The following is a 22364-nucleotide window of genomic DNA, read 5'->3' on the forward strand; positions in this document are numbered from 1 at the left end:
TGCCGCATGAAGATCACCGACATCGAGACCTTTGCCGTCGGCGCCGGGTGGAAGAACTGGCTCTTCGTCAAGGTGCAGACGGACAAGGGCATCCATGGTATCGGCGAAGGCACGCTGAACGGCTTCATCAAGACCACCGAGGCCGGTGTGCACGAACTCAAGCACCTCGCCATCGGTCAGGATCCGCGCCGCATCAACGCGCTGGCCAAGCGCATGCTGGATAGCGTCTCGCTGGACGGCGGCCATATCCACCGCACGGTGATCGCGGCGGTCGAGGTCGCCTGCTGGGATATTCTGGGCAAGAGCCTCGCCGTGCCGATCCACCAGTTGCTCGGCGGCCAGGTGCGCGACAGCGTGCTCGGCTACGCCAATGGCTGGTACCGCACCGAGCGCACGCCGGAGGCTTTTCTGGAAGCCGCCAAGGCGGTTCTGGCCAAGGGCTTCAAAGCGTTCAAGCTCGACCCGTTCGGCACCGCGCAGGGCTTTATCTCGCGCGAGGAACTGGACCTTTCTTACGCCATTTGCCGAACGCTGCGTGATTGCTTGCCCAAGGACACGGGAATTCTGATCGACGTGCATGCGCGCTTCACCGAGATCGCGGCGCTGCAGGCGGCGCGGAAGTTCGCCGACCTCGACATCTACTGGTGGGAGGAGCCGACCTCGCGCGACCGGCAGGAGACCGTGCACGAAGTGGCGCATCGCTCGCCGATCCCGGTCGCGACCGGCGAGATGTACGACACGGTCGGGCAGTTCTACACGCTGGCCGCCGGCGGCGGCGTCAACATCTTCCAGCCCGAGCCGATGTCGCTCGGCGGCATCGCGCCATCGATGCAGGTGGCCAATTTGGCACTTGCCCATGGCAGCCACATCGCGCCGCACCAGAGCGGTGGGCCGGTGGCGACGGCGGTGTGCCTGCAACTGGCGGCGGCGGTGCCGAACTTCCTCATCCAGGAGCATTTCGACGCCTTCAACGACCCGTGGACGCGCGACCTCGTCACCTGGCATCCAACCGTCAATCCGGACAACGGCCATCTGTCTCTGCCAGATACGCCGGGGCTCGGCATCGATCTCAACATCGAGGCTATCAAGGATCACCCTTACGATCCCAACGCCTATCTCAACGTCCATGCGGAAGGCTGGGAGAAGCGTCTCGGGCGGCGGGAAGAGACGGGGAAACCGAAGCGAAAAGGCTGATCAAGCACTCTCGCGGTCGACGATCTCGAAGCCGAGGCTGGTGATGGTCGGCACCTTGGTGTCGCCGCCGAGCCTCGCCAGCAATTGCCGCACCGCGCGGCGGCCCATCTCGTAGCGGTTGACCTTCACCGTCGTCAGCGGCGGATAGAGCTGCGCGGCCAAATCCATGTCGCCATAGCCGGCGATCGCGATCCTGCCCGGCACCGCCCAGCGCCGGCGGTGACATTCCTGGACGGCGCCTACAGCCAGCGTGTCGCTGGAAAAGAAGATGGCATCGATATCCCTGTGCCTGGAGGTCAGCGTCACCAATGCCTCGGCACCGCCCTGCGCGGTGATCGGCACTTCAACCTCCATGTCGGCATGGTTCTTGAAACCGAGTTCGGTGAGTGCGGCGTGATAGCCGGTGCGGCGCTGCTGCAAACGGTCATTGCCATGGATCGGCGTCGAGACGAAGCCTATGCGCTTGTAGCCCTTGGCCGCCAGATGCATGGTCATTGCATAGGCGGTCTCGAAGTTGGAGACGCCGACCACCATGTCTATCGGCTTGCGGCCCTTGATCTCGGATATCTCGACCACCGGTGCGCCGCTGCTCTTCAGAAGCGCCCGTGCCGCCTCGCTTTGCACGAAGCTTTGCAGGATCATGCCGACCGGGCGCCAGCCGAGCAGATTGCGGATCGATTTTTCCTCCGCCTCCTGCGTGAATTCACCCTGCACCAGAAGCATCGAGTAGCCGCTCTCATGGCATTCGTCGGACATGCCTTGCACCTGTTCGGCAATGCCTGAATTGATCAGCGCCGGCACCACCGTGCCGATCATGCGGCCATTGCCGCGCATGCTTGAGGCCAGCCGGTTGGGCACGAAGCCGGCCTGCTCGATCGCTTCGAGCACTCTGATGCGTGTCTCCGGCGACACCATGTCGGGATTGGACAGCGCGCGCGACACCGTCATCGGCGCGACGCCGACACGCTTGGCGATCTCACGGACGCCAAGGCGTTGCGGTTTTTTTCCGCCCGCCGGCGGCTTGTCGACCATCACCATGCTCCAAAAGAGCGCGACCCACCAAGGCAATGTCCTATGGATCACACCGTAGGCGCCTTTCATAGCGGGTGTGGTGGACGGTTTCCAGCAGCGGGTCCGGCGAGGACGGCAAGCATCAGCAATTCAGAAATTGCGGCCATAGCCTGCCGTCCACCCTCCGTCGACGCCCAGCATCTGGCCCGTCGTGTAGGTGTTGAGCGGATCGCAGAAGAACAGCACGGCCGCGACCGCCTCCTCGATGCGGCCGGCGCGGCCGACCGGTGTGTGGCTGAGCATCGCCTTGTCGCCCGAGACCATGGTTTCAGCCTCGACCGCGCCGAAGCCGACGGCATTGACCAGCACCTTCGGCCCGAACTCCATGGCCAGCGTACGCATGCCGGCCAGGATCGAGGCATTCTCCATGGAGAAGCGCGGATGGCGACGCATCGGCATGCCGGCGGTGGCCGAGATCAGGAAGACAATGCGCCCGCTGCCGCGCTCGGTCATGGCCACGGCCGCCTTGCGGGCATCGGCATACAAGGTGGGGGGATCTTCGGCCGTCGTTCCCGGACGCAGCGGGCATGAAACAAGAAGGATGTCGGGGGGCAGCATGCCAACGGGCCGTGCCCGCACCCCTTCGACAATGCGGCCGCCATTGGCACGCAAGGTGGCAAGTGCCGCTTCGACAAGCGGATTGCCTGGGCCTTCCAGCGCTATGGTCGCGCCGGCGAGATCGATTTCCATCGCGTCACTCACATCATGTATCCCGCCGTCCAGCCGCCATCGACGGCCAGGACCTGGCCGTTGACGTAGCTCGCGGCGGGCGAGGCCAGGAACAGCACCGCCTCGGCGATCTCTTGCGGTTCAGCCGGGCGCCCGAGCGGGACATGGGCGAGGAACTCCTGCGTGCGGCCGGCGAACTTGCCGTCGTCGCCGTAAAACAGCTTGGCCGTCAGCGCCGTCATCACCGAGCCCGGTGCGATGGCGTTGGTCAGGATGCCCTTGCCTCCGAGTTCGATCGCCATCGACCGCGTCAGGTGGATGATGCCGGCCTTGGCGGCGACGAACGGGCTCTGCAGGCGCATGGCGGCAAGGCCGACGACCGAGGCGATGTTGACGATACGCCCGCCGTTGCCGGCGGCGAGCATCGGCGCAAGTGCCGCCCGGCTCATGATATAGAGGCCGTCAAGATCGATGCCGGTGATGCGGTCCCATTCCTCGGGCGGGAATTCATCCAGGGTGACGCGGTGCGCCAGCGTGTTGACGCCGGCATTGTTGATGAGGATGTCGAGGCGGCCGTAGCGCTGCATGATCGCGGCGATCGCACTGTCGACCGAGGCGGCATCACGGATGTCCGTGACGCAGGCCATGGCGTTGCTCAAACCGGCCGCTACCTGGCTTGCGCCCTCGCCGTTGATGTCGGCGACGACGACGGCGGCGCCGTTGTCGGACAGGCGTCCGGCGATGGAACCGCCGATGGCGCCCGCGGCCCCGGTGACCAGCGCTACCTTGCCTCGCAAATCGCAGCGCATGTCCCGTCCGCCCCCGAGCAATATCGGGTTATGCTATTATAATATTTGCAGGGCGTGGACAAGCAGTTGAGTCATGGCAAGTGCTTATTCCGCCGGCGCACCGGCGACATTCTTGCGAGCGGCCTCCACCATCAGCCGCCGGGCGCGGAACACGCCCCATTGCTGATCGACCAGCACGCCGATGAGAATGACCCCGCCCATCACCGCGAAGTTGAGGGAAGACGGGATGCCGAGCAGATTGACAAGGTTCTGCAGCTCCTGCAGCAGCACGGTGCCCAGCACGACGCCGATCAGCGAGCCCTCGCCGCCACGCAGCGAGAAACCGCCAAGCACAGCCGCGGCGATGGCGTAGAGTTCGTAGAACTGGCCATGGCTGGCGGGTGAAATCGAGCGCGTGTACATGGCGAAGTAGATCGCCGACAAGGCGGTCAGCACGCCGCAGATGACATAGGCGGCCATCACGATCCGGCCGGTGCGGATGCCTGAATATTTCGCCGCCTCCTCGTTCTTGCCGATGGCATAGAGATAGCGGCCGAACACCGAGCGGTGCAGCACCACCCACATGACGATGGCGATGATGACCAGGGCGAAGAAGGAGTTCGGCACGCCCCAGGAGCGGCCGGCGGTGAGAAATTCGAGGTCAGGGAAATTCTGGCCGAAGGCGAAGCCGGCCGTGCCGTCGGCGGTGTAGAAGCGCGCGACGCCGCGATAGATCAGCAAGCCGCACAGCGTCACGACAAAGGGTTGCAATTTCAGCCGCGTAATCAGCCAGCCATGCGCCAAGCCGATGATCGCGCCGAGCACAAGGATGAGCACGAAGGCAACAGGCCATCCCATGCCGCGCACGGCGATGAAGTCGATGAACAGCGTGCCCAGCAGCGCGACCAGCGAGCCGACCGACAGCTCGATGCCGCCGGTGATGATGACGAAGGCCTGGCCGATCGAAAGGATGCCGAACAGACCGATCAGGTTCGAGGTGTTGGCAAGGTTGATCGGCAACAGGAAGCGCGGATTGATGATGGCGACGATCGCCCCGACCACCAGGATCAGGATCAGCAGGCCGAGATCTTTCTTGCTCATCGTCGTCTCCGCTTACGGCCAGAGCGCGTCGCGCGCTCCGGCTCCTTGGTCTATGCGTGTCGTTGCCGCAAACTCGCTTCTGCGCGACAGCATTAGTTTGCCGGCTTCCCCACAGCCAGCAGCAGCACGTTTTCCTGGCTGAACTGGTCCTTGTCGAGAATGCCAGAGATCTGGCCCTCATGCATGACGGCGATGCGGTCGGACACGCCGATCACCTCCTCCATGTCGCTGGAGATCATCAGCACGGCGACGCCGGCATCGGCGAGCGCCCGCATCAGCCCGTAGATTTCCGCCTTCGCGCCGATGTCGATGCCCCGCGTCGGCTCATCGAGGATCATCACCTTCGGGTTCATGGCCAGCCACTTGCCGAGCACCACCTTCTGCTGATTGCCGCCCGACAGCGTGCCGGTGCGCGTCTGCACCGAGGGCGCCTTGATGCCGAGATCCTTCTTCTGCTTCTCGGCGGTGGCGTGCTCCGCACTGGCCGACACCAGCGAGCGCCTGGCATGCGCCGGCAGATTGGGCAGCGAGATGTTCTGCGCGATCGACAGGTCGAGCAGGATACCGGTCAGCTTGCGGTCTTCCGGCACCAGGAAGATGCCGTGCGCGACGGCGTCGGCCGCGGAGCCGAGCACAAGCGGCTTTCCGTCGAGCTCCAGCGTGCCGCCAAGGCTGCCGTCAATGCCGAAGAATACGCGTGCCAGCTCGGTGCGGCCGGAGCCGACCAGGCCGGCAAGGCCGAGGATCTCGCCGCGCCTGACATCGAGGTCGACCGGACGGCCGGGATAGGTGGGCGTGCGGACGGCCTTGGCAGCGAGGGCGACGGCGCCGGGGGCACGCGCGGCCTCGGAAGCTTTCTCGCGCTCCTTCAGCATGCGGCCGATCATCAGCTTGACCATCTGGTCGTGGTTGATGTCGCGCTTGCCCAGCGTGCCGGCCAGCATGCCGTCGCGCAACACGACGACGCGGTCGGCGACGCGCTCGACCTCGTGCAGGCGGTGCGAAATGAAGATGACGCTGATGCCGTCGGCCTTCAGCGCCTTGATGACGTCGAGCAATTTGTCGGTTTCGGCGATCGGCAGGCTCGATGTCGGCTCGTCCAGGATGACCAGCCTTGCCTTGATCGAGAGCGCCTTGGCGATCTCGACCATTTGCTGTTGCGCGAGCGACAGGTCGGCGACCTGCGTGTCGGCGGAAAAATTGGCGCCGACGCGCTTGAGCAACGGCGCCACCATGGCGCGCAACCTGGCGCGGTCGACGAGCTTGAGCGGTCCGGCGCGCAGCGGTTCGCGGCCAAAGAAGATGTTGGCGGCGACATCGAGGTTGTCGAACAGGTTGAGTTCCTGGTGGACGAAGGCGATGCCCGAGCCAAGGCTGCCTTCGACGCTGAGCCCCTTGTGGGCGGTGCCATCGACCGTGATCGTGCCGGTGTCCGGCGTGGTGACGCCGCCGAGGATCTTCATCAAGGTCGACTTGCCGGCGCCGTTCTCGCCGACGAGGCCGATAACCTCGCCCGGCCTGACCTCCATCGAGAAGCCATCGAGCGCGACGACGCCCGGATAGGTCTTGCGCACGTTCTCGAGACTGAGGAACGGGGTGATTGCCGCGATGGATGTGTCGGAATAATTCATCATGCCTGACAGCGATTGGCGGGCCGACCTTTCAGCAGACTGACGATCCCGGCAGGGTTCGTCAATGCGGGCGGCCGGCTCAACCGAAGCTGAGCCGGCCGAACTGCTTCTTGGCCTCAGTTTCCAGCCATCGCCTTCAGGTTGGCGGCATAGGCGTCGACATCATCCTTGCCGATGATCTTGGTCGGGATGATGATCAGCGCATTGGCCGGGATGCCCGACTTGTCGCCCTTGAGATAGGCCGCCATCAGCTTCATGCCCTGATAGGCCCATTCGAAAGGCTGCTGCACGACGGTGGCGGCAATGGTGCCTTCCTTGACGCCGCCCAGCGTGATCGGATCGTCATCGAAACCGACGACCGTGATCTGGCCGAGCTTGCCGGCGTCGCGCAGCGCTTCATAGATGCGCGGCGTGTTGTAGGAATAGAAGCCGACCATGCAGGTGACGTCGGGGCTGGCAACCAGCGCGTCCTCGACATTCTTCTTGGCGCGGGCCTGGTCGATATCGTCGCCACGCACGTCGTCAAGCGTGATCTTGGTGCCGGCCAGCCCATCCTTGAAGCCCTGGATGCGCTCCTTGGCATTGTCGGCACCGAGCAGGCCGACGAAGCCGAGGCACTTGCCGCCATTGGGCATCGCCTTCTTGGCGATATCGGCGGCCTGCTTGCCGGCGTCGACATTGGACGAGCCGATATAGGCGACACGCTTGGTCTGCGGAGCGTCACTGTCGGTGGTGAACAGCGCTGTTTCCGAGGCGATCTTGTTCAAGCCATCGGTCGAGGTCTTCGGGTCAACCGCCGATACCATGATGCCCTTGACACCGGCCGTGACCAGATCGTCCATCAGGCGCTGCTGGATGGCGACCGAGGACTGCTCGGGATATTTGAGCTCAAGTTTATAGTCAGGCAGTTCGCCTTGCGCCTTCTTGACGCCGGCTTCGGCCGCTTTCCAGAAATCGGAAGCGCCGTTGACGACGAAGGCCAGCGTCGGCTTGTCGTCGGCGCGCGCGATGGCTGTCGCCGTCAGGCCGACAACCAGGGCCGCGGCGGCCACGGATGCATTGCGTATCAAGGATTTCATGTTCAACCTCCCGTTTTGGTCCAGCCATCCGGCTGACCGGTCTTGCTCACTAGAATTGCCTTGCTCACCTGAATTTGCCGTTTGCGGCTCGGACGCCCCTCCTCCTCAGGGGTTCCCGGCACTGAAAGAATGGCGTCGTTCCAGCCACGGCCACGGACTTTAGAGACTCATCCATCATTCGTAAATAGTCCGATTTGTCTGACATATCACATGTCCGAGAAAGGGCTTGCGGAGGCAATATCCGCTCGCCATCGGGCCAGTCACGCACGCTTTCCCGCCGCGCCGGAACCCAACGGGGCCGGACGCAACGGATTGACGTTACAGCGCATTTTTGTATTAGTAAACACTATTAGTTTTAGCCACATTCAGACACGTCGTAGTGACATCGCGGACGATGTACCGCCACGCCGATGCCTTGGCAAAATCACGAGACAAGCCTTGCAGCTCTTGCGTTCCATCGATATGCGGAAGCTGATGACCGATGGACCACGAGGTCATTAATAGATATAAACAGTGCGACGATTTCTATAAATCGGCACCGCAGCACCATCTTGTCGATCCGGCAGGCCGCCGCTAGACAGGACGGGGGATTGGGGACACCAATGCGATGAGCGAGACGACGGATCCGGCCAGCGAGACGGCGAGACGCCGCAAGGCGCCGGCAAAGCCCAAGGGGCGGGTCACCATGACCGACATCGCCAGGGCCGCCGGCTGTTCGCAGGCGACCGTCTCCTTCGTGCTCAACAATTCGCCCGGCATCAGGCTGTCGCAGCAGACCCGCGAGCGGGTGATCGAGGCTGCCCGTGCGCTGGGCTACAGCGCCCCCGCCTTCTCGGCACTGCGCAAGCCTGTTGCCGCCTTCGACGGGCTTGACGGGGTGATCGGCTTTGCCGTCGACCAGCTCGCCACCAGCCCGGAGGCGGTGGTCGCCATCGAGGGCGCGCGCCAGGCCTCGTGGAATGCCGGCAACGTACTCCTGGTGGCGCAGACCATGGGCGACGCCGTGATGGAGCCCCGCGCCATACAGGCGCTGACCAGGCGGGGCATTTCGGCGCTGATCTACATGACCATCTTCACCCGCGAGATCACGGCGCCCGACTTCCTCTACAGCCTCGACATCCCGGTGATCCTGCTCAACTGCTACACGTCGGACTATGCCTTCCCCGCCGTGGTGCCTTCCGAGATCGCCGGCGGCCAGAGTTCGACCCGGCATCTGATCAGCCACGGCCACCGCCGCATCGCCACCATCACCGGTGAGCCGTGGATGCAGGCCGCACAGGACCGGCTGAAGGGCTACCGCCGCGCGCTCGCCACCGCCGACATCCCGTTCGACCCGGAGTTGGTGGTCGAGGGCGACTGGTCGGCAAGCGCCGGCTATGCCGCGACGGTAAAGCTCTTGGCACTGAAGGACCGTCCAACCGCCATCTTCTGCCAGAACGACCGCACCGCGATCGGCTGCTACGAGGCACTCAAGGAAGCCGGCCTGCACATTCCGCAGGACATCTCCGTGGTCGGCTATGACGACGAGGAAATCGCCCGGCATTTGTTCCCGCCGCTGACCACCTCGATCCTGCCGCACATGGCGATGGGCCAATGGGCGATCGAGCAGCTCGAGGCACCCTTGCCGCCCGGGCAGGGGCGGTATCCCATCACCAAGCTGGAGTGCCCGCTGGTGGAACGGGAGAGCGTGCGGGCCGTCGCGGGCGGTTAACGCCAGGAGACCGGCTCAGTGGCGTTGCGACCGGCGCATATATTTCTCCAGCCACAGGCTGTAGCGTGACCCGCCGAAGCACAGCAGGAAGTAGATCAGCGCGGCGAGCAGATACGCCTCGTCGTAGTAGCCCAGCCATTGCGGGTCGGTGGCCGAGGCGCGCGCGGCGTTGAGTAGATCGAAGATGCCGATGACGGCGAGCAGGGACGTCGCCAACAGGAAGCCGATCGCCAGGTTGACCATGCCGGGAATGACCAGGCGCAGCGCCTGCGGCAGCACGACAAGCCGCATCGTGCGCCAGTAGCCGAGGCCAAGCGCGGTCGCCGCTTCGTACTGGCCTGGCGGGATCGCCTGCAGGCCGCCGCGAATGACTTCCGCGACATAGGCCGACCAGAACAGCGTGATCATGATCATGGCGCGCACATTCTTGTCGATCATCTGGCCATTGGGGATGGCCATCGGCAGGATGAGCATCGCCACGTAGAGGATGGCCACCATCGGCGTGCCGCGCATCACTTCGATGAAGACGATGGCCAGCATGCGCAGGCCGCCCATGCCGGAGCGCCGGGCCAGCGCCAGCAGGATCGCCAGCGGCGTGGCGAGACCGAAGCAGACCGACCACACGAACAGCGTTACCGCCAACCCACCCCACTGGTTGGATGGGACGGTAGGTGGAACCAGCGAGCCGGACATCAGCATCCAGCTGGCGGCAATCACGACGCACCAGGCGGCGAGCAATCCCTTGCGCCAGAAGCGCGGCTGCGCGGTGACGACCAGCAACCCCAGCAGCAGCACCATGACGATCAGCGGGCGCCATTGCAGCGCCGGCGGGTAGAAGGCGAACAGGATGAAGCGGAATTTTGCCCCGACGAACGCCCAGCAGGCGCCAGAGGCCGCCGCGCAGTCAGCCGAGGTGCCCGTCCATGTCGCGTCGAATATGCCCCAGCGCAGCAGCGGCGGTATGATCCAGGCCAGCAGTGCGACCGTGACCACGGTGATGACCGAATTCAGCGGCGTTCCGAAAAGCCCCACCTTCAATGTCCGCAGCGTCGTCGACGATCGCCATGTTCTGAGATCAAGAGCATCGGAGAGGCTCATATCCTTGCGCCCTTGAGCGAGACACGCTTGTTGTAGAGGTTCATGGCCGCCGAGACGGAGAGGTTGATCGCCAGATAGATGCCGATCAGCAGGGTCAGCGCTTCCAGCGACTGTCCGGTCGTGTTGGCTGTGGTGTTGATGATGCTGACCAGATCAGGGTAGCCGATGGCGACGGCAAGGCTGGAATCCTTGGTCAGGTCGAGGTAGCTGGACGTGGTCAGCGGCGTGATGACGCGCAAGGCCTGCGGCAACACGACAAGGCGCATGATCTGGCCGTTGTGCAGGCCAAGCGCCCTCGAGGCCTCCCACTGGCCGCGATCGACGGACTGGATCCCGGCCCGCACGATCTCGGCGATGGCGGCCGAGAATTTCACCACCAGGCCGGTCAAAAGGGCGGCGAATTCCGGTGTCAGATTGTAACCGCCACGGATGTTGAAGCCGGCCAGCGCCGGTATCTCCCAGGCCGCGCCGGCACCGGTCAGCGGGAAGGCTAGCGCAACGGCGCCCAACAGCAGTGCCGTTGCCAGGCCCAACCGCCTGGCGGACAGACCGCCACCTCGCCATGCCCTCAGAACGAAGATCAGGTACGCGGCGGCGAGGCCGCCAAGCAGCCAGAGCGTCGGTACCGACACGTTGTGGAAGCCGAGCCCCGGCACGAAGACGCCGCGATTGGTGAGGAAGAAGCTGCCGAAGGCCGAAAGCGCCTGCCGTGGCGAGGGAAAGGATTTTGCCAGCGAAATCCAGAAGAACAGCTGCAGCAGAAGCGGCGTGTTGCGGACGATCTCGACATACCACCGCACCAGCCCCGCCAGCAGAAGATTGCCGGAGAGCCCGGCAACGCCGAGGACAACGCCGAGGATCGTGGCCAGCACGCAGCCAAGCGCCGCCGCTTTGATCGTGTTCAAAAGCCCGGCCAGGATGGCGCGCGCATAAGGGTCGCCGGCCTTGAAAGCAATCGGCGCCTCGCCGATCTCGAAACTCGCCGGCCGGCTGAGGAAGTCGAAGCCCGGCGTGATGCCGATGCGCGCCATCGTCTCGGCCGTGTTGTGGCCAAGCAGCCAGAACAGCGCGACGACCGCGGTGATGACGGCGACCTGCGTCAGCGGATAGCTGCCCCACCACAGGGATATCCTGCGCAGAATGCCGGGTCCGCCAGGACCCGGCACGGGTTCGTCAATCAAGGACATTGGTCGGCGAAGGCCTTAGCGGAACGGCGGCGAGTAGAGCAGGCCACCATTGGTCCACAGGCTGTTGTAACCACGCTCCCAGCCGAGGGGCTTCAGGTTGCGGTCGTAGATTTCGCCGTAATTGCCGACGGTCTTGATGATGTTGTAGGCCCATTTCGGATCGAGGCCGATGGCTTGCGCGAGTGAGGGATCTACGCCGAGGAAGCGCTGGATGGCCGGATCCGGCGACTTGAGGAAGTCGTCGATGTTCTTGCTGGTGATGCCCCATTCCTCGGCCTGGATGGTGGCATTGACCGTCCAGTTGACGATTTCCAGCCAGCGGTCATCGCCGCCGGCGATCGCCGGTGCGAGCGGCTCCTTCGACAGACGCTCGGGCAGGATGATGTAGTCGTCAGGCTTCTTCAGCTGCGTGCGCTTGCCGACCAGGTCGGACGAGTCCTGCGTGATGGCGTCGACACGTCCCGACTCCAGCGCGTTGATGAACTCGCTGGTGTCCTCGATCGTCACCGGGGTGAACTTCTTGCCGGTCTTGCGGAAGAAATCGGCGATGTTCAATTCGCCGGTCGTGCCGCTCTGGACGCCGATCGTGGCGCCGTCGAGGTCGGCGGCCTTGGTCACGCCAAGGTCCTTGCGCACCAGGATGCCTTGCCCGTCATAGAAGACGGTCGGGCCGAAATGGAAGCCGAGCTGGAAAGCGCGCGTGATCGTCACCGTCACGCCCGACAGCAGGATGTCGAATTCGCCCGACTGAAGCGCCGGCAGGCGCTGCTGCGGCGAGGAATTGGTGAACTCCACCTTCTCTGGATCGCCGAAGACGGTGATCGCCAGGGCGCGGCCGTAGTCGGCGAAGAATCCCTGCCAACGGCCATTGCTGTCCGGCGAGAAGAAGCCGGGTGTGGTGCCGACGCCGACCTTGATGGAGCCACGCGCCTTGATCTTTTCGAGGGTCGGGCCAGCGTGGGTCGATGTCGAGAACAGTCCCACCGCGACCATGAGCGTTGTGGCTAGCGCCGTCCTCCAACGGGCACCGGACCGCGTTGTTGTCGTCATGTATGTCACTCCTGCGATTTTGTTGCCATCAGCCGCTGGCGGAACGTCCCCCGCCCTGTTCGACTGGCCCGAAGTTAACTCTATAATTTTTGTAGACTAAGGAACGGCAATCCAATTTTTTGCCTGCCGGGAAAGCAGTTTGCTTCGAAAATAGACATTGGCGGCGAATGCGCACCGGCTGCCTGCGAACGGATCATCGCGGGAAAGACGCGCTCGAACTGCTTATTTTCCCTGTCCCGGATTTTGCATGAAGCTGCCCAGCAGAAGCGCGAGACTGGAAACGATTGCTCCGGCCCACAGCAGTTCCGGCGAGTAGCGCTTGATGCCGAGGAAGTGCCAGCTCTTGCACAGCGACATGGCGAGCGAACAGCGGTCCGACGTCCGCAGCAGGCATGGCAGCGTGCGTTCAACCGGAAAGCCGGTGTTCGACATGACCTGCGCATAGACGATCGCCCACCAGACAAGGGCGACGAGCGTCAGCGCAATTCCCACCGCCTCCAGCCAGCGCAGCGAAACCGATTTTCGAACCGAAGCCTTCTCGCTCATGCGGAGAACCCGAGTATCTCCAGGATGTGCTGGCGCTGGGCGACGATGCGCGGATCGTCGCGCCGCCGCGGATAGGGCAGGTCGACCACGACCTCCGCCTTGATGCGCGCCGGGCGCTCGGTCAGCACAATGACGCGCTCGCTGAGCAGCAACGCCTCCTCGACATCGTGCGTGACGAGGATGACCGTGTAGCCGGCCTCGCGCCAGAGCGACAAAAGCTCTTCCTGCATGGTCAGCCGGGTGAGCGAATCCAGCCGTCCCAACGGCTCGTCGAGCAGCAGCAGGCGCGGGTCGTTGACCAGGGCACGCGCCAGTGCGGCGCGTTGCGCCATGCCGCCGGACAGCTGATGCGGAAAGGCCGATGCGAAGGCATCCAGCTTGACCAGGCGAAGCGCGTCGTCGATCCGCTTCTGGCTGCCGGCCAGCACGCCGCGCGCTTCCGGCCCAATGGCTACATTGTCGCGGACGGTCCGCCACGGAAACAAGGTCGGATCCTGGAACACAAGCACCCGCGACGGATCCGGCCGAGCGACGATTGTCGCGTCCGTCAGCACGTCGCCGCTTGTCGGCCTTTCCAGCCCTGCGGCCAGCCGCAGCAAGGTCGACTTGCCGCAGCCGGATGGGCCAAGAAGCGCCACGAATTCACCCGGTGCCACGGCCAGGTCGATCTGCCGCAGTACCGGCAAGGGCTGCCTATCGAGATCGTATTGATGCGAGACACCCCGAAAATCGACGGCGAGACCGGCGGCGTTCTCGGATGCGGCGCGAACTGCGGCGGCTGCTACCATTGCACCACCCCCTTCTGCCAGCCGAGCAGCCGGTCGCGCACGACGAACAGCAGCTTGACCAGGCCCGAGCAGAGCAACGCCATGATGATCAGCATGGCGTAGACATTGGCATAGGCCGAATAGGCGGTCTGGAACTGCAGGTACCAGCCCAGGCCGTATTTGGCGCCGAGCATTTCGGCCACCACCAGAACGGCGAACGAATAATAGAGTCCCATGAACAGGCCGACGAAGACGTGCGGCAAAGCGGCGGGTATCGCCACGCGCAGCACGAGATAACGGGTGCTGGCGCCCAGGGTGCGCGCCACGTCGTAGAAGGCACGGCTGACCGAGTTGACACCGGAGGCGGTCAGGATCGCGACCGGTATTCCGGATGCAAGGGCGACCAGGAACAGGCTGGCCTGGAACGTCGTCGGGAACAGGAAGAACGTCGCCGGGATCCAGGCGCTTGCCGGTACCGGACCGATCAGCTTCAGGATGGGCATGCCCCAGTAGGCAAAGCGCTTCGACCAGCCGAGCGCCACGCCGCCGATGAAACCGAGGACGATGCCGCTGAAGAAGCCGATCGTCCACAGCCGCGCGGTATAGGCGATGCAGATGAGGATGCGCTGCCAGTCAACGATATAGACATGCAGCAGACCATGGGGCGGCGAGAAGAACGGCTTCGGCAGCCAGCCGAGCTTGGCCGTGATCAGCTCCCAGGCCGCGAACCAGAGGCCGAGCGCGATCAGCCACGGGCCATAGTGGATCAATCCCCGGCCGAAGCCGCCGAGCTTTTCGGCGCCGAAGGCGAGGCCGGCCAGCACGACCGCCCCCGCGACCAGCAGCGCGACAAAGACGTCGCGGCTGCCCCACGGCACGACATCGGGGAATGCCACTGTCACAATGGCGGCGAGCAGCCAGGCCGCGGCCGCGTAGAGCCCCTGTTTCCACACGGGACCGGCAAAGGCGGACGAAACGCTTTTACCGGTTGCATCCTTGTCGACCGCTGCACTCATCACGCGGGTTCCGTCAGGCGAGAATGTCGACCGTCACCCGCTGGGCGAGTTCCGCCGGATCGGTGGTTGGATCGAGCACCTTGATCAGCGCCAGATCGGCTGCGGCATTCTTGACCTGACCCTGCAGGTCCTTCCCGACCGGGTGATTGTGCAGCACCCAGGAGGCGATCTCGTCGCGGATATTCTCGAACGGGAAACCGGGGTTGAGATTGTCGACGAACCACTTGGCGACTTCGTCCGGATGCGCCGCGGCGTATTCGTGGATCTCGATATCGGCCTCGGCCAGCCGCCGGATGGCATCCTTGTTGGCATCGAGGAAGGCCGAATTGACACCGAGCACGCAACAGACCGCGCCCTCGAAGGCTCCGGTTTGCGTGTTGGCGACCTCCACCAGATCGAACTTCTTCTTATGGGCATAGGCCCATGGATCGAGATGCGCCAGCGCGTCGGCCTGGCCTTTGCCCACCGTCTCGCCGACGAGGTCGAACGGCACGTTGGTCCAGTTGACGTCGTTGTTGGGGTCGAGGCCGGCCTTGGCGAGTGCGACCTGGAAGGAGTGCTTCGGCGGACTGGCGACATCATAGGAGACGATGGTCTTGCCCTTCAGGCCTTCGAGCGTTGTGACGCCCGAAGCCTTCGACGCCAGCAGCCTGGTGCAGCCGCCATGCGAGCCGACGAAGAGCTTGACGTCCAGCCCCTGCTCCAGCGGCTTGACCCAGTCATAGAGCAGGCCAGCGCCGGCATCCGTCTTGTTGGTGGCGATCGACTGGATCAGCGTCTGGCCACTGGCGCCCTGATAGTAGAGATCGATGTCGAGATCGTGCTTGGCGTAGATGCCCTTCGACAGAGCAAATGCGATCGGCGAATGGCAGGCCGCGAATTCGGTCCATGACAAACGCACCTTGGTCGCATTGCCGGCGATGGCGTAGCTCGTCGGCCTCGCGAGCAAGCCCACCGCCGCTGCGCCGACGCCAAGCGCGCCAGCGGCGCGCAGCACGCCGCGCCGCGAAATTCCCGATATTGTCTTCCTGCCTGTGGTCATGATCCCCCTCCTGTGATGGGCTGAATCTGAAGCCGGCAAACTGTCACCGGCGGAATGCCTATGCGGCCTTGAGCTCACGATCCCCGGCGACCTGGTCGAGCGCCTGTTCGAGGTCGCGGATGATGTCGTCGGGATGTTCGATGCCGATGGAGAGCCTGACGTAGCCGGGGGTCACGCCGGTGGCGAGCTGCTCTTCCGGAGACAGCTGCGAGTGGGTCGTGGTCGACGGATGGATGGCCAGGGAGCGCGCGTCGCCGATGTTGGCGACGTGGTAGAACAGCTTCAATCCGTTGATGAAGGACCGTCCCGCCTCGCGGCCGTCCTTCAGTTCGAAGCCGACCAACGCGCCGTAGCTGCCTTGCCGGAAATAGGCATCGGCGCGCCGCTTGCTCTCGCCTGTCTGGTAGCGCGGGAAGATGACATTGCCGACCTTCGGATGTCCGCGCAGATATTCCGCCACCTTCACGGCGTTCTCATTGTGCTGGCGGATGCGCAGCGGCAGCGTCTCAAGGCCCTGCAACAGCTGGAAGGCATTGAACGGGCTGATCGCGGCGCCGACGTCGCGCAGGAGCACGGTGCGAATGCGAAGCACATAGGCCACCGGACCGAGCGGCTTGGCCGCCTCGACCCAGACCTTGCCGTGATAGCTCGGATCGGGCTGGTTCAGCGTCGGGAAGCGCTCGGCATGGTCTTCCCAGGGGAAGTTGCCGCCATCGATGACGATGCCGCCGATCGAGGTGCCATGGCCGCCAATGTATTTCGTCGCCGAATAGACGACGACCGCGGCGCCATGATCAAATGGCCGGATGCTGAGGGGTGCCGCGGTGTTGTCGACGATCAGCGGCACGCCGAGCGAGCGGCCGATGTCGGCCACTTCCTTGATCGGGAAGACCTGCAGCTTCGGGTTGGGCAGCGATTCCGCATAGTAGGCGCGGGTGCGTCCGTCGGTGGCGCGGCGGAAGTTTTCGGGATCTGACGGATCGACGAAGCGGACCTCGACGCCCAGATGCTTCAGCGTGGCGGCAAACAACGCCCAGGTGCCGCCATAGAGATCTGTGGCCGAGACGATGTTGTCACCCGCGCCGGCAAGGTTCAGCACCGAATAGGCCGAGGCCGCCTGGCCGGAGGAGAGCAGCAAGGCGGCGGCACCGCCTTCCAGCGCCGCGATGCGGGTCTCCAAGGCGTCCTGGGTCGGGTTCGAGACGCGCGTATAGATGTGGCCGATCTCATCGAGCGCGAACAGGCGGTCGGCATGGCCGGTGTCCTGGAACTGATAGGACGTGGTCTGGTAGATGGGCACGGCGACCGCACCGTTGGTGGGATCGGCGCGCCACGAACCGCCATGGAGGGCGAGGGTCTCGGGAGAGAGATTTTCGAGCGTCATGGGTCGTTCCTCCTGTGTTGTTAGGCAAAGGGCGCGACTTCGGCGCGTGCCTGAGTGGCAATGAGATCGGCATGGTGGCGGCGCGCGACATCGGGATGCGAGCGCAGCCGGCTTTTCAGCGCGTTCTGCCCGGAGTTGCGGTAGAGCGGATTCTGGGGGTCACGGGTAACGCCGCTCGCCTGCGCCTTGAGGTGCGGCGCAAGATCAAGCAGCGGGATCTCGGCATCGAAGGGAGCACCAAGGAAGAAGGCGACCGACAGCCGGTCGGTGCCGGCCGGCGGCGTCACGACCCGGTGCACGGTGGCCTTCAGATAACCATCCGTCGCCATTTCCAGCAACTCGCCAATGTTGACGACAAAGGTGCCGGCGCGCGGCTCGGCGTCGATCCAGCCGCCTTCGGCGGCTTCGACCTGCAGGCCTTTCTGCTTTTCCTGCAGCAGAAGCGTCAGGAAGCCGCTGTCCTTGTGGGCGCCGACGCCCTGCTCGCTTTCGGTCGAGTCCCGGCCGGGATAGCGAATGATCTTGATGAGGTGGTTCGGCGTGCCGGCGTAGATGGTTTCGAACGCGTTCTCGTCCTGCTCCAGGACAATGGCGAATGCCTTCAGCAGGCGCGTCGAAAGATCGGTGAGGCGATCCTGCCATTCCAGCAGCAGCGGCTTGAGCTCCGGCAAGGCGCTCGGCCACTGGTTCGGCCCCTGCAGGCGCGTCCAGGCCGGCAGATTGCCATCGCGCACCAGCGCCGGCGCTTCCGAGCCGATGTCGATCTGTTCGCGCCAGTCCCTCTCGCCCTTGGTCAGTTCCTGGCCGACGCGGTTGTAGCCGCGGAAATGCGGCGAGTTCACCATTTCGATCTGGAGCTTGTCTTCGTCCGGCAAGGCGAAGAAACGTCGGGAGGCGTGGAGCACATCGTCGATAAGCGATTGCGGGATGCCATGTCCGGTCAGGTAGAAGAAGCCGACATCGCGTGCCGCGCGCCGCAACCCCTCGATGAATTCCTTGCGGGAAACCGGGTCGGCTTCGTATCGGGAAAAATCCAGCACCGGGATTGTTCTCTTGTCGGCAGTACTGCTCATTTCGACCCTCTCGTTTGGTGGTCGAAGCGTCGCACCGCGGACCGCGGAAACAAAGAAAACGCCATCCCTTTCCGAGACAGGCGGGGAAATTGACGTATCGTTCCCGAGGGGCCGGCGGCCAATTTTTGTTAATTCTATAAAAATAGTAGATTTTGATTTGCGATCTGTATGAGGCCTATGCCTCCTGCTTGACCGCTGCATCGGTATGCAGACCCTGACGACCTCCATCAGGCGCGCGTATAGGGGCACCATCATTCCGGCACGGGGCCGGGCAGTTTGCGGCTGGCCAATTGTCGTCCATACTCCAGCCATGACGCGTCCAGGCTTGCGCTGTGTGCGGGTGTGTGCGGCTTTGCTGGCCGCGACCTGTCCGCGCGCCCTGGCCGATGGCGCAAAAATCCTCGAAGCCGGCGCCTACTCATTCTCGGATGAACTGGGCGGTTTCAGGATCCTGTCGGCCACGGGCACCGGAACGCCCACCGATCCGATCGTGGTGACCGAGGAACTGGAGACCGCCGACCCGGTGACGCTGACCATACGCGCCGTAAGGCCGATCCAGCCTTTCGGAACGACGGGCAACTACGCGACCGGCTATCTGCCGCTGAAGATCGTCACTCGCAACAACAGCGGCGATGCCTGGATCGAATTCGGCTTCGAGCTGCAATCGATCATGGACAGGCCGAGCGACTATGGCGACGGGCTGTCCTTCGACCAGGCGCAGCGCGAGGACAAGATGATCAAGTCCGACAGCTTCGCCGAATTCAAACGCGACTTCGAACCCTATGACCGGCTGCTGTTCCGCAAAGGCAAGGTCGACCCGCTCGAAACCGGCTCGTTCTCGTTCCTGGTGACGGATTTCTCGCCGAAGGACCGGTTTTATCTGGTGGAGGAGCCGCGTGTGCCTTCGTCTTGAGGGCCATATCGGCCGCTCGAAAGCCCTTGGACGCAATTCCCCGGGAAAGCGTTACGCGCTTCTCCCGGGAAAACCGTTCACACTTTTCGAGGCTTTACACGATCCGCCGGAGGTGCCTGCCTGCTGCAGGGCCGCGATCATCGGACCGCCTTGTGGGCCGACCGGTATCCGGTAGTGCAGCTCGCGCACGACGCCTGACCCCAGAACGGCAAGCTCGACAGGATCGCGCAACATCCGCGGCAGGCGTAGCACCACATCCTACGCCTTTTTCAGGAACTCTGTCCGCAGAACCAGGTTCTTGACCTTCTCGGCCCGACACTCGACCTCATCCTCGTTGCCCGTGAGATGGATGTTCTTGATCAGCGTTCCGCGTTTCAGGGTAACGGACGTTCCCTTGACCTTGAGATCCTTGATGAGCGTGACGGAATCTCCTTCGCTCAGCGGAGTGCCGTTGCTGTCCTTGACCTTCATGATTTCGCTTCCTGCCTTTGTGCATTCAACCCGTTGAGGAGATCGGCCAGTTCCTCGGCATCGTGCTGATTCATTCCAACGATGGTTCGGCTGCCCATCTCGGCGGGCCGTCCGGTCCAAGCATCATTGACGGCCCAGGTGCCTGTCGGCTCCTGAAAAGGTTCGTAGCGTTGAGTCATGCGGACACGATAATTGCCGAGCTCCATCGTGCCAAGGGCCGATTAATATTTTTTCGCTTTGTATTGATGTTTAATACGTCAATGATACCATGTTGAGTATCATTTCTCATACGCTGATGCCCCTATGATCACAGCTTCCCAGCTTCGTGCCGCCCGAGCCCTTCTCGACATCGACCAGAAAACCCTGGCGGAAATGGCGAGCGTCTCGCTGCCGACGATCCAACGAATGGAAGCCAGCCAGGGCAATGTGCGAGGCGTTGTCGATAGCTTGATGAAGGTGATCAACGCGCTCAACCGCGCCGGCGTCGAGCTTCTCAGCGAACATGTGCGTAGCAACGATGGCGGCCGTGGTGTCAGGTTCCGCCATCCAGACACGCTGCCGGGCAAACCAGACTAGGCCCTGCAAAGCACGGCGTCGACGCCACGCATTCACCGCCCCCTTTGTCTTTCCTTCTCCAGAAACACTCAATGAGCCTTTCCCGGCACATCAGCTTGCGGTCCTGCTTTTCCGCTTGGAAAGGCAAGGTTCGCTCATGATCCTGTATCTGCGCCGGTTGACCGGAAAGGAACGAAACGAAAGAACCGATCGGCATCTCGCCCGCTTCCTGACGTTCATCGCGGGAGCCGCCAACGCCGGCGGCTTCCTGGCGGTTCAGCAGTACACGTCCCACATGTCCGGCATCGTTTCGTCGATGGCGGACCATCTGGCGCTCGGCGACGTCGGACTGGCGCTTTCCGGGTTGGGGGCCTTGTTGTCGTTTGTCGCAGGCGCGGCCTGTTCGGCAATCCTGGTCAACTGGGGAAGGCGGCAGGGCCTACAGGGCGAGTACGCATTCCCGCTTGTCCTGGAAGCGATCCTGCTGATCTGTTTCGGTCTGCTCGGCGGCCATCTTGCGCGTCATGAAGCGCTGTTCGTGCCAATGACGGTGATGCTGCTTTGCTTCATCATGGGATTACAGAACGCCATCATCACCAAGCTATCGGAAGCCAGAATCCGGACGACGCATGTCACGGGCCTGGTGACGGACATGGGCATCGAACTCGGCAAGCTGCTTTACTGGAATATCTCAGGCAATGACTCGGACAGACTGTTCGTGAAGGCAGACCGGAGAAAGCTGAGACTGCTTGCGTCGCTCGTGGCATTGTTCTTCATCGGTGGCGTCATCGGCGCTGTGGGTTTCAAACACATCGGCTTTGCGGCGACATTGTTTCTCGCCGCCATTCTCCTTGTGCTGGCCTCGATGCCGGTCCTGGAAGATGTGTCTATCCGCATGAAGCGGCTCTGGCAGTAGCTGACTGGGCTTTGGCCCAATTCCCAGGGGAAAGCGCTACGCGCCTCCCCGGGAAAACCGTTCACACTTTTCCTCCAATTGCTCTAGGCCCGTCGTGGCACATGCCAAGGCCTGAACGCCTGGAGCCCAAGCTCCTGTTCGATCTCCTCGGCTCCGACTGACGGCGGCATCATCAGCACCGGCTGGACGAGGTCCCGTACCTTGCCCGCCATGACGAGTGCGTTGCGATCCTGAGCGCCGCGGATATCGAGCAGTTTCACATCCGCCCAGATATTGGCGAGCTTTGCAGCAACGCGATCCGGCATGATGTCGAGGTCATGACAGGCATGAACGTTGCCGATCAGAATACCGGAAGAATTCTTGAGACGCGTCTGCGCCAAGCCGAAGAATGTCTCGGCGCACAAATGATCCGGGATGCGCCGCCCCGAATATGCGTCCAGAACGATAGCGTCGTAGCGGTGACGGCCAGCGCGCAAGAAATCCCTCCCGTCGGAGATGCAGCAGTGAACTCCAGGAGGTAACCCAAAGTATTTCCGGGCGATCTGGAAAGCCTTTGGATTGATGTCGACGACCGTAACACGCACGCCAACCCTATCCAGCATCGTGCCCAGGCTGCCACCGCCACAACCGATCATCAGGACATCGGACACCCGCGCCTGCGCGAGGAGACCAAAGATGGCGTGTATGTAGGGCACGACACTGACGCCGTTCGGATCGCATTCGCTTTGATAGCAGCCACCTTGGCGATAGATGAACGAACCGGAGTCCTTGGCCCGCAGAACCTCGATGCTGCCGAAATCGGTATGATATTTCGCAACCCGGATCATGACCTTGTCATCACAGCCAATTCCTAAATCCGCCGCTCGGCTGGTTTTCCGTCCGTTGGCCCCTTCATGCGGAGCCTAGTGGTTCGCCCGTCATCTTGCAGCGCGCCGCGCTTCGCAGTCGCAGGGCAACCAATCGGCGAGGCTCAGCGCCTCCCAACTCGCATCTCCCGGTTTTCTACAACTTCAAGATAGATGCGTCACGCATCATTATTTGAATACTCTGCATTTTAATATACGCTGCAGCGCTTAGAGATAATACGCCAAAGCTGATCGAA

22 protein-coding genes and 2 pseudogenes are annotated in these 22364 nt (G+C 63.3%); 5 read left to right on the forward strand and 19 right to left on the reverse strand.

Annotated elements, in window-relative coordinates; genetic code table 11:
• The first annotated feature begins 6 nt into the window (after positions 1–6).
• Entirely contained in the window at positions 7–1194 is a 1188-nt protein-coding gene (locus tag EB815_RS02650) for a mandelate racemase/muconate lactonizing enzyme family protein (protein WP_056568744.1), read from the forward strand.
• Here the strand turns inward: EB815_RS02650 and EB815_RS02655 are convergent, their stop codons facing one another.
• From EB815_RS02655 to EB815_RS02680, 6 genes are all read right to left on the reverse strand, one after another.
• Positions 1195–2226 carry a LacI family DNA-binding transcriptional regulator gene (locus EB815_RS02655; RefSeq protein WP_056570285.1) on the reverse strand — a complete coding sequence of 344 codons (1032 nt, stop codon included), beginning with the start codon at positions 2224–2226 and terminating at the stop codon, positions 1195–1197. It abuts the gene before it with no gap.
• Between the two features lie 129 nt (positions 2227–2355).
• Positions 2356–2967 (reverse strand): SDR family oxidoreductase, encoded by a 612-nt coding sequence (locus EB815_RS02660; RefSeq protein WP_244494013.1) that lies wholly within the window; start codon positions 2965–2967, stop codon positions 2356–2358.
• Complete coding sequence (locus tag EB815_RS02665) at positions 2964–3743, reverse strand: SDR family NAD(P)-dependent oxidoreductase (RefSeq protein ID WP_056568737.1); 780 nt, start codon at positions 3741–3743, stop codon at positions 2964–2966. The genes EB815_RS02660 and EB815_RS02665 overlap by 4 nt, the downstream gene beginning before the upstream one ends.
• Before the next feature lie 84 nt (positions 3744–3827).
• Positions 3828–4823, reverse strand: a complete 996-nt coding sequence (locus EB815_RS02670) for an ABC transporter permease (protein ID WP_056568735.1) — start codon at positions 4821–4823, stop codon at positions 3828–3830.
• 92 nt (positions 4824–4915) lie between these two features.
• Positions 4916–6454, reverse strand: a complete 1539-nt coding sequence (locus EB815_RS02675; protein ID WP_056570283.1) for a sugar ABC transporter ATP-binding protein — start codon at positions 6452–6454, stop codon at positions 4916–4918.
• Between the two features lie 116 nt (positions 6455–6570).
• Positions 6571–7533 (reverse strand): sugar-binding protein, encoded by a 963-nt coding sequence (locus EB815_RS02680; protein WP_056568732.1) that lies wholly within the window; start codon positions 7531–7533, stop codon positions 6571–6573.
• A gap of 607 nt (positions 7534–8140) precedes the next feature.
• Between EB815_RS02680 and EB815_RS02685 the strand changes: the two genes are divergently transcribed.
• On the forward strand, positions 8141–9244 hold the full coding sequence (locus EB815_RS02685) for a LacI family DNA-binding transcriptional regulator (RefSeq protein ID WP_056568730.1): 1104 nt from the start codon (positions 8141–8143) through the stop codon (positions 9242–9244).
• A gap of 15 nt (positions 9245–9259) precedes the next feature.
• Here EB815_RS02685 and EB815_RS02690 read toward each other — a convergent pair whose 3' ends face one another.
• The 9 genes from EB815_RS02690 to EB815_RS02730 form a co-directional block, all read right to left on the reverse strand.
• Positions 9260–10342: an amino acid ABC transporter permease gene (locus EB815_RS02690; RefSeq protein WP_056568726.1), complete on the reverse strand. Its 1083-nt coding sequence runs from the start codon at positions 10340–10342 to the stop codon at positions 9260–9262.
• The gene (locus EB815_RS02695; RefSeq protein ID WP_056568723.1) at positions 10339–11529 is read right to left on the reverse strand and encodes an amino acid ABC transporter permease; all 1191 of its coding nucleotides are present in this window, start codon (positions 11527–11529) and stop codon (positions 10339–10341) included. The genes EB815_RS02690 and EB815_RS02695 overlap by 4 nt, the downstream gene beginning before the upstream one ends.
• Before the next feature lie 15 nt (positions 11530–11544).
• Positions 11545–12522: an amino acid ABC transporter substrate-binding protein gene (locus EB815_RS02700; protein WP_413814125.1), complete on the reverse strand. Its 978-nt coding sequence runs from the start codon at positions 12520–12522 to the stop codon at positions 11545–11547.
• A 279-nt stretch (positions 12523–12801) separates the two neighbouring features.
• Positions 12802–13125, reverse strand: a complete 324-nt coding sequence (locus EB815_RS02705; protein WP_056568717.1) for a hypothetical protein — start codon at positions 13123–13125, stop codon at positions 12802–12804.
• A complete protein-coding gene (locus tag EB815_RS02710) occupies positions 13122–13913 on the reverse strand; it encodes an ABC transporter ATP-binding protein (RefSeq protein ID WP_056568714.1) in 792 nt (263 codons plus the stop codon). The genes EB815_RS02705 and EB815_RS02710 overlap by 4 nt, the downstream gene beginning before the upstream one ends.
• Positions 13907–14908: an ABC transporter permease gene (locus tag EB815_RS02715; RefSeq protein WP_056568711.1), complete on the reverse strand. Its 1002-nt coding sequence runs from the start codon at positions 14906–14908 to the stop codon at positions 13907–13909. The genes EB815_RS02710 and EB815_RS02715 overlap by 7 nt, the downstream gene beginning before the upstream one ends.
• Before the next feature lie 13 nt (positions 14909–14921).
• A complete protein-coding gene (locus EB815_RS02720) occupies positions 14922–15950 on the reverse strand; it encodes an ABC transporter substrate-binding protein (RefSeq protein WP_056568708.1) in 1029 nt (342 codons plus the stop codon).
• 58 nt (positions 15951–16008) lie between these two features.
• Complete coding sequence (locus EB815_RS02725) at positions 16009–17334, reverse strand: O-acetylhomoserine aminocarboxypropyltransferase/cysteine synthase family protein (protein WP_056568705.1); 1326 nt, start codon at positions 17332–17334, stop codon at positions 16009–16011.
• Positions 17335–17354: 20 nt separating this feature from the next.
• On the reverse strand, positions 17355–18407 hold the full coding sequence (locus tag EB815_RS02730; protein ID WP_056568702.1) for an isopenicillin N synthase family dioxygenase: 1053 nt from the start codon (positions 18405–18407) through the stop codon (positions 17355–17357).
• Between the two features lie 310 nt (positions 18408–18717).
• Between EB815_RS02730 and EB815_RS02735 the strand changes: the two genes are divergently transcribed.
• Positions 18718–19320 carry a hypothetical protein gene (locus EB815_RS02735; RefSeq protein WP_081294959.1) on the forward strand — a complete coding sequence of 201 codons (603 nt, stop codon included), beginning with the start codon at positions 18718–18720 and terminating at the stop codon, positions 19318–19320.
• Positions 19321–19425: 105 nt separating this feature from the next.
• Here the strand turns inward: EB815_RS02735 and EB815_RS33505 are convergent.
• The 3 genes and pseudogenes from EB815_RS33505 to EB815_RS02745 form a co-directional block, all read right to left on the reverse strand.
• Positions 19426–19578: pseudogene (locus EB815_RS33505) on the reverse strand (AraC family transcriptional regulator N-terminal domain-containing protein); the annotation flags it as partial.
• Positions 19579–19791: an alkylphosphonate utilization protein gene (locus EB815_RS02740; protein WP_056568696.1), complete on the reverse strand. Its 213-nt coding sequence runs from the start codon at positions 19789–19791 to the stop codon at positions 19579–19581.
• Complete coding sequence (locus EB815_RS02745; RefSeq protein WP_081294961.1) at positions 19788–19997, reverse strand: hypothetical protein; 210 nt, start codon at positions 19995–19997, stop codon at positions 19788–19790. Before EB815_RS02745 ends, EB815_RS02740 begins: the two co-directional genes overlap by 4 nt.
• A gap of 97 nt (positions 19998–20094) precedes the next feature.
• Between EB815_RS02745 and EB815_RS02750 the strand changes: the two genes are divergently transcribed.
• Complete coding sequence (locus tag EB815_RS02750; protein WP_056568693.1) at positions 20095–20367, forward strand: helix-turn-helix domain-containing protein; 273 nt, start codon at positions 20095–20097, stop codon at positions 20365–20367.
• Between the two features lie 136 nt (positions 20368–20503).
• Positions 20504–21250 (forward strand): annotated as a pseudogene (locus EB815_RS02755) (YoaK family protein); the annotation flags it as partial.
• A 95-nt stretch (positions 21251–21345) separates the two neighbouring features.
• On the opposite strand, the gene EB815_RS02760 reads toward EB815_RS02755, so the two are convergent.
• Positions 21346–22089: a spermidine synthase gene (locus tag EB815_RS02760; RefSeq protein ID WP_056568690.1), complete on the reverse strand. Its 744-nt coding sequence runs from the start codon at positions 22087–22089 to the stop codon at positions 21346–21348.
• Positions 22090–22364: the final 275 nt, after the last annotated feature.

Origin of the sequence: Mesorhizobium loti, from assembly GCF_013170705.1 — a bacterium.
GTDB classification, from domain to species: domain Bacteria; phylum Pseudomonadota; class Alphaproteobacteria; order Rhizobiales; family Rhizobiaceae; genus Mesorhizobium; species Mesorhizobium loti_D.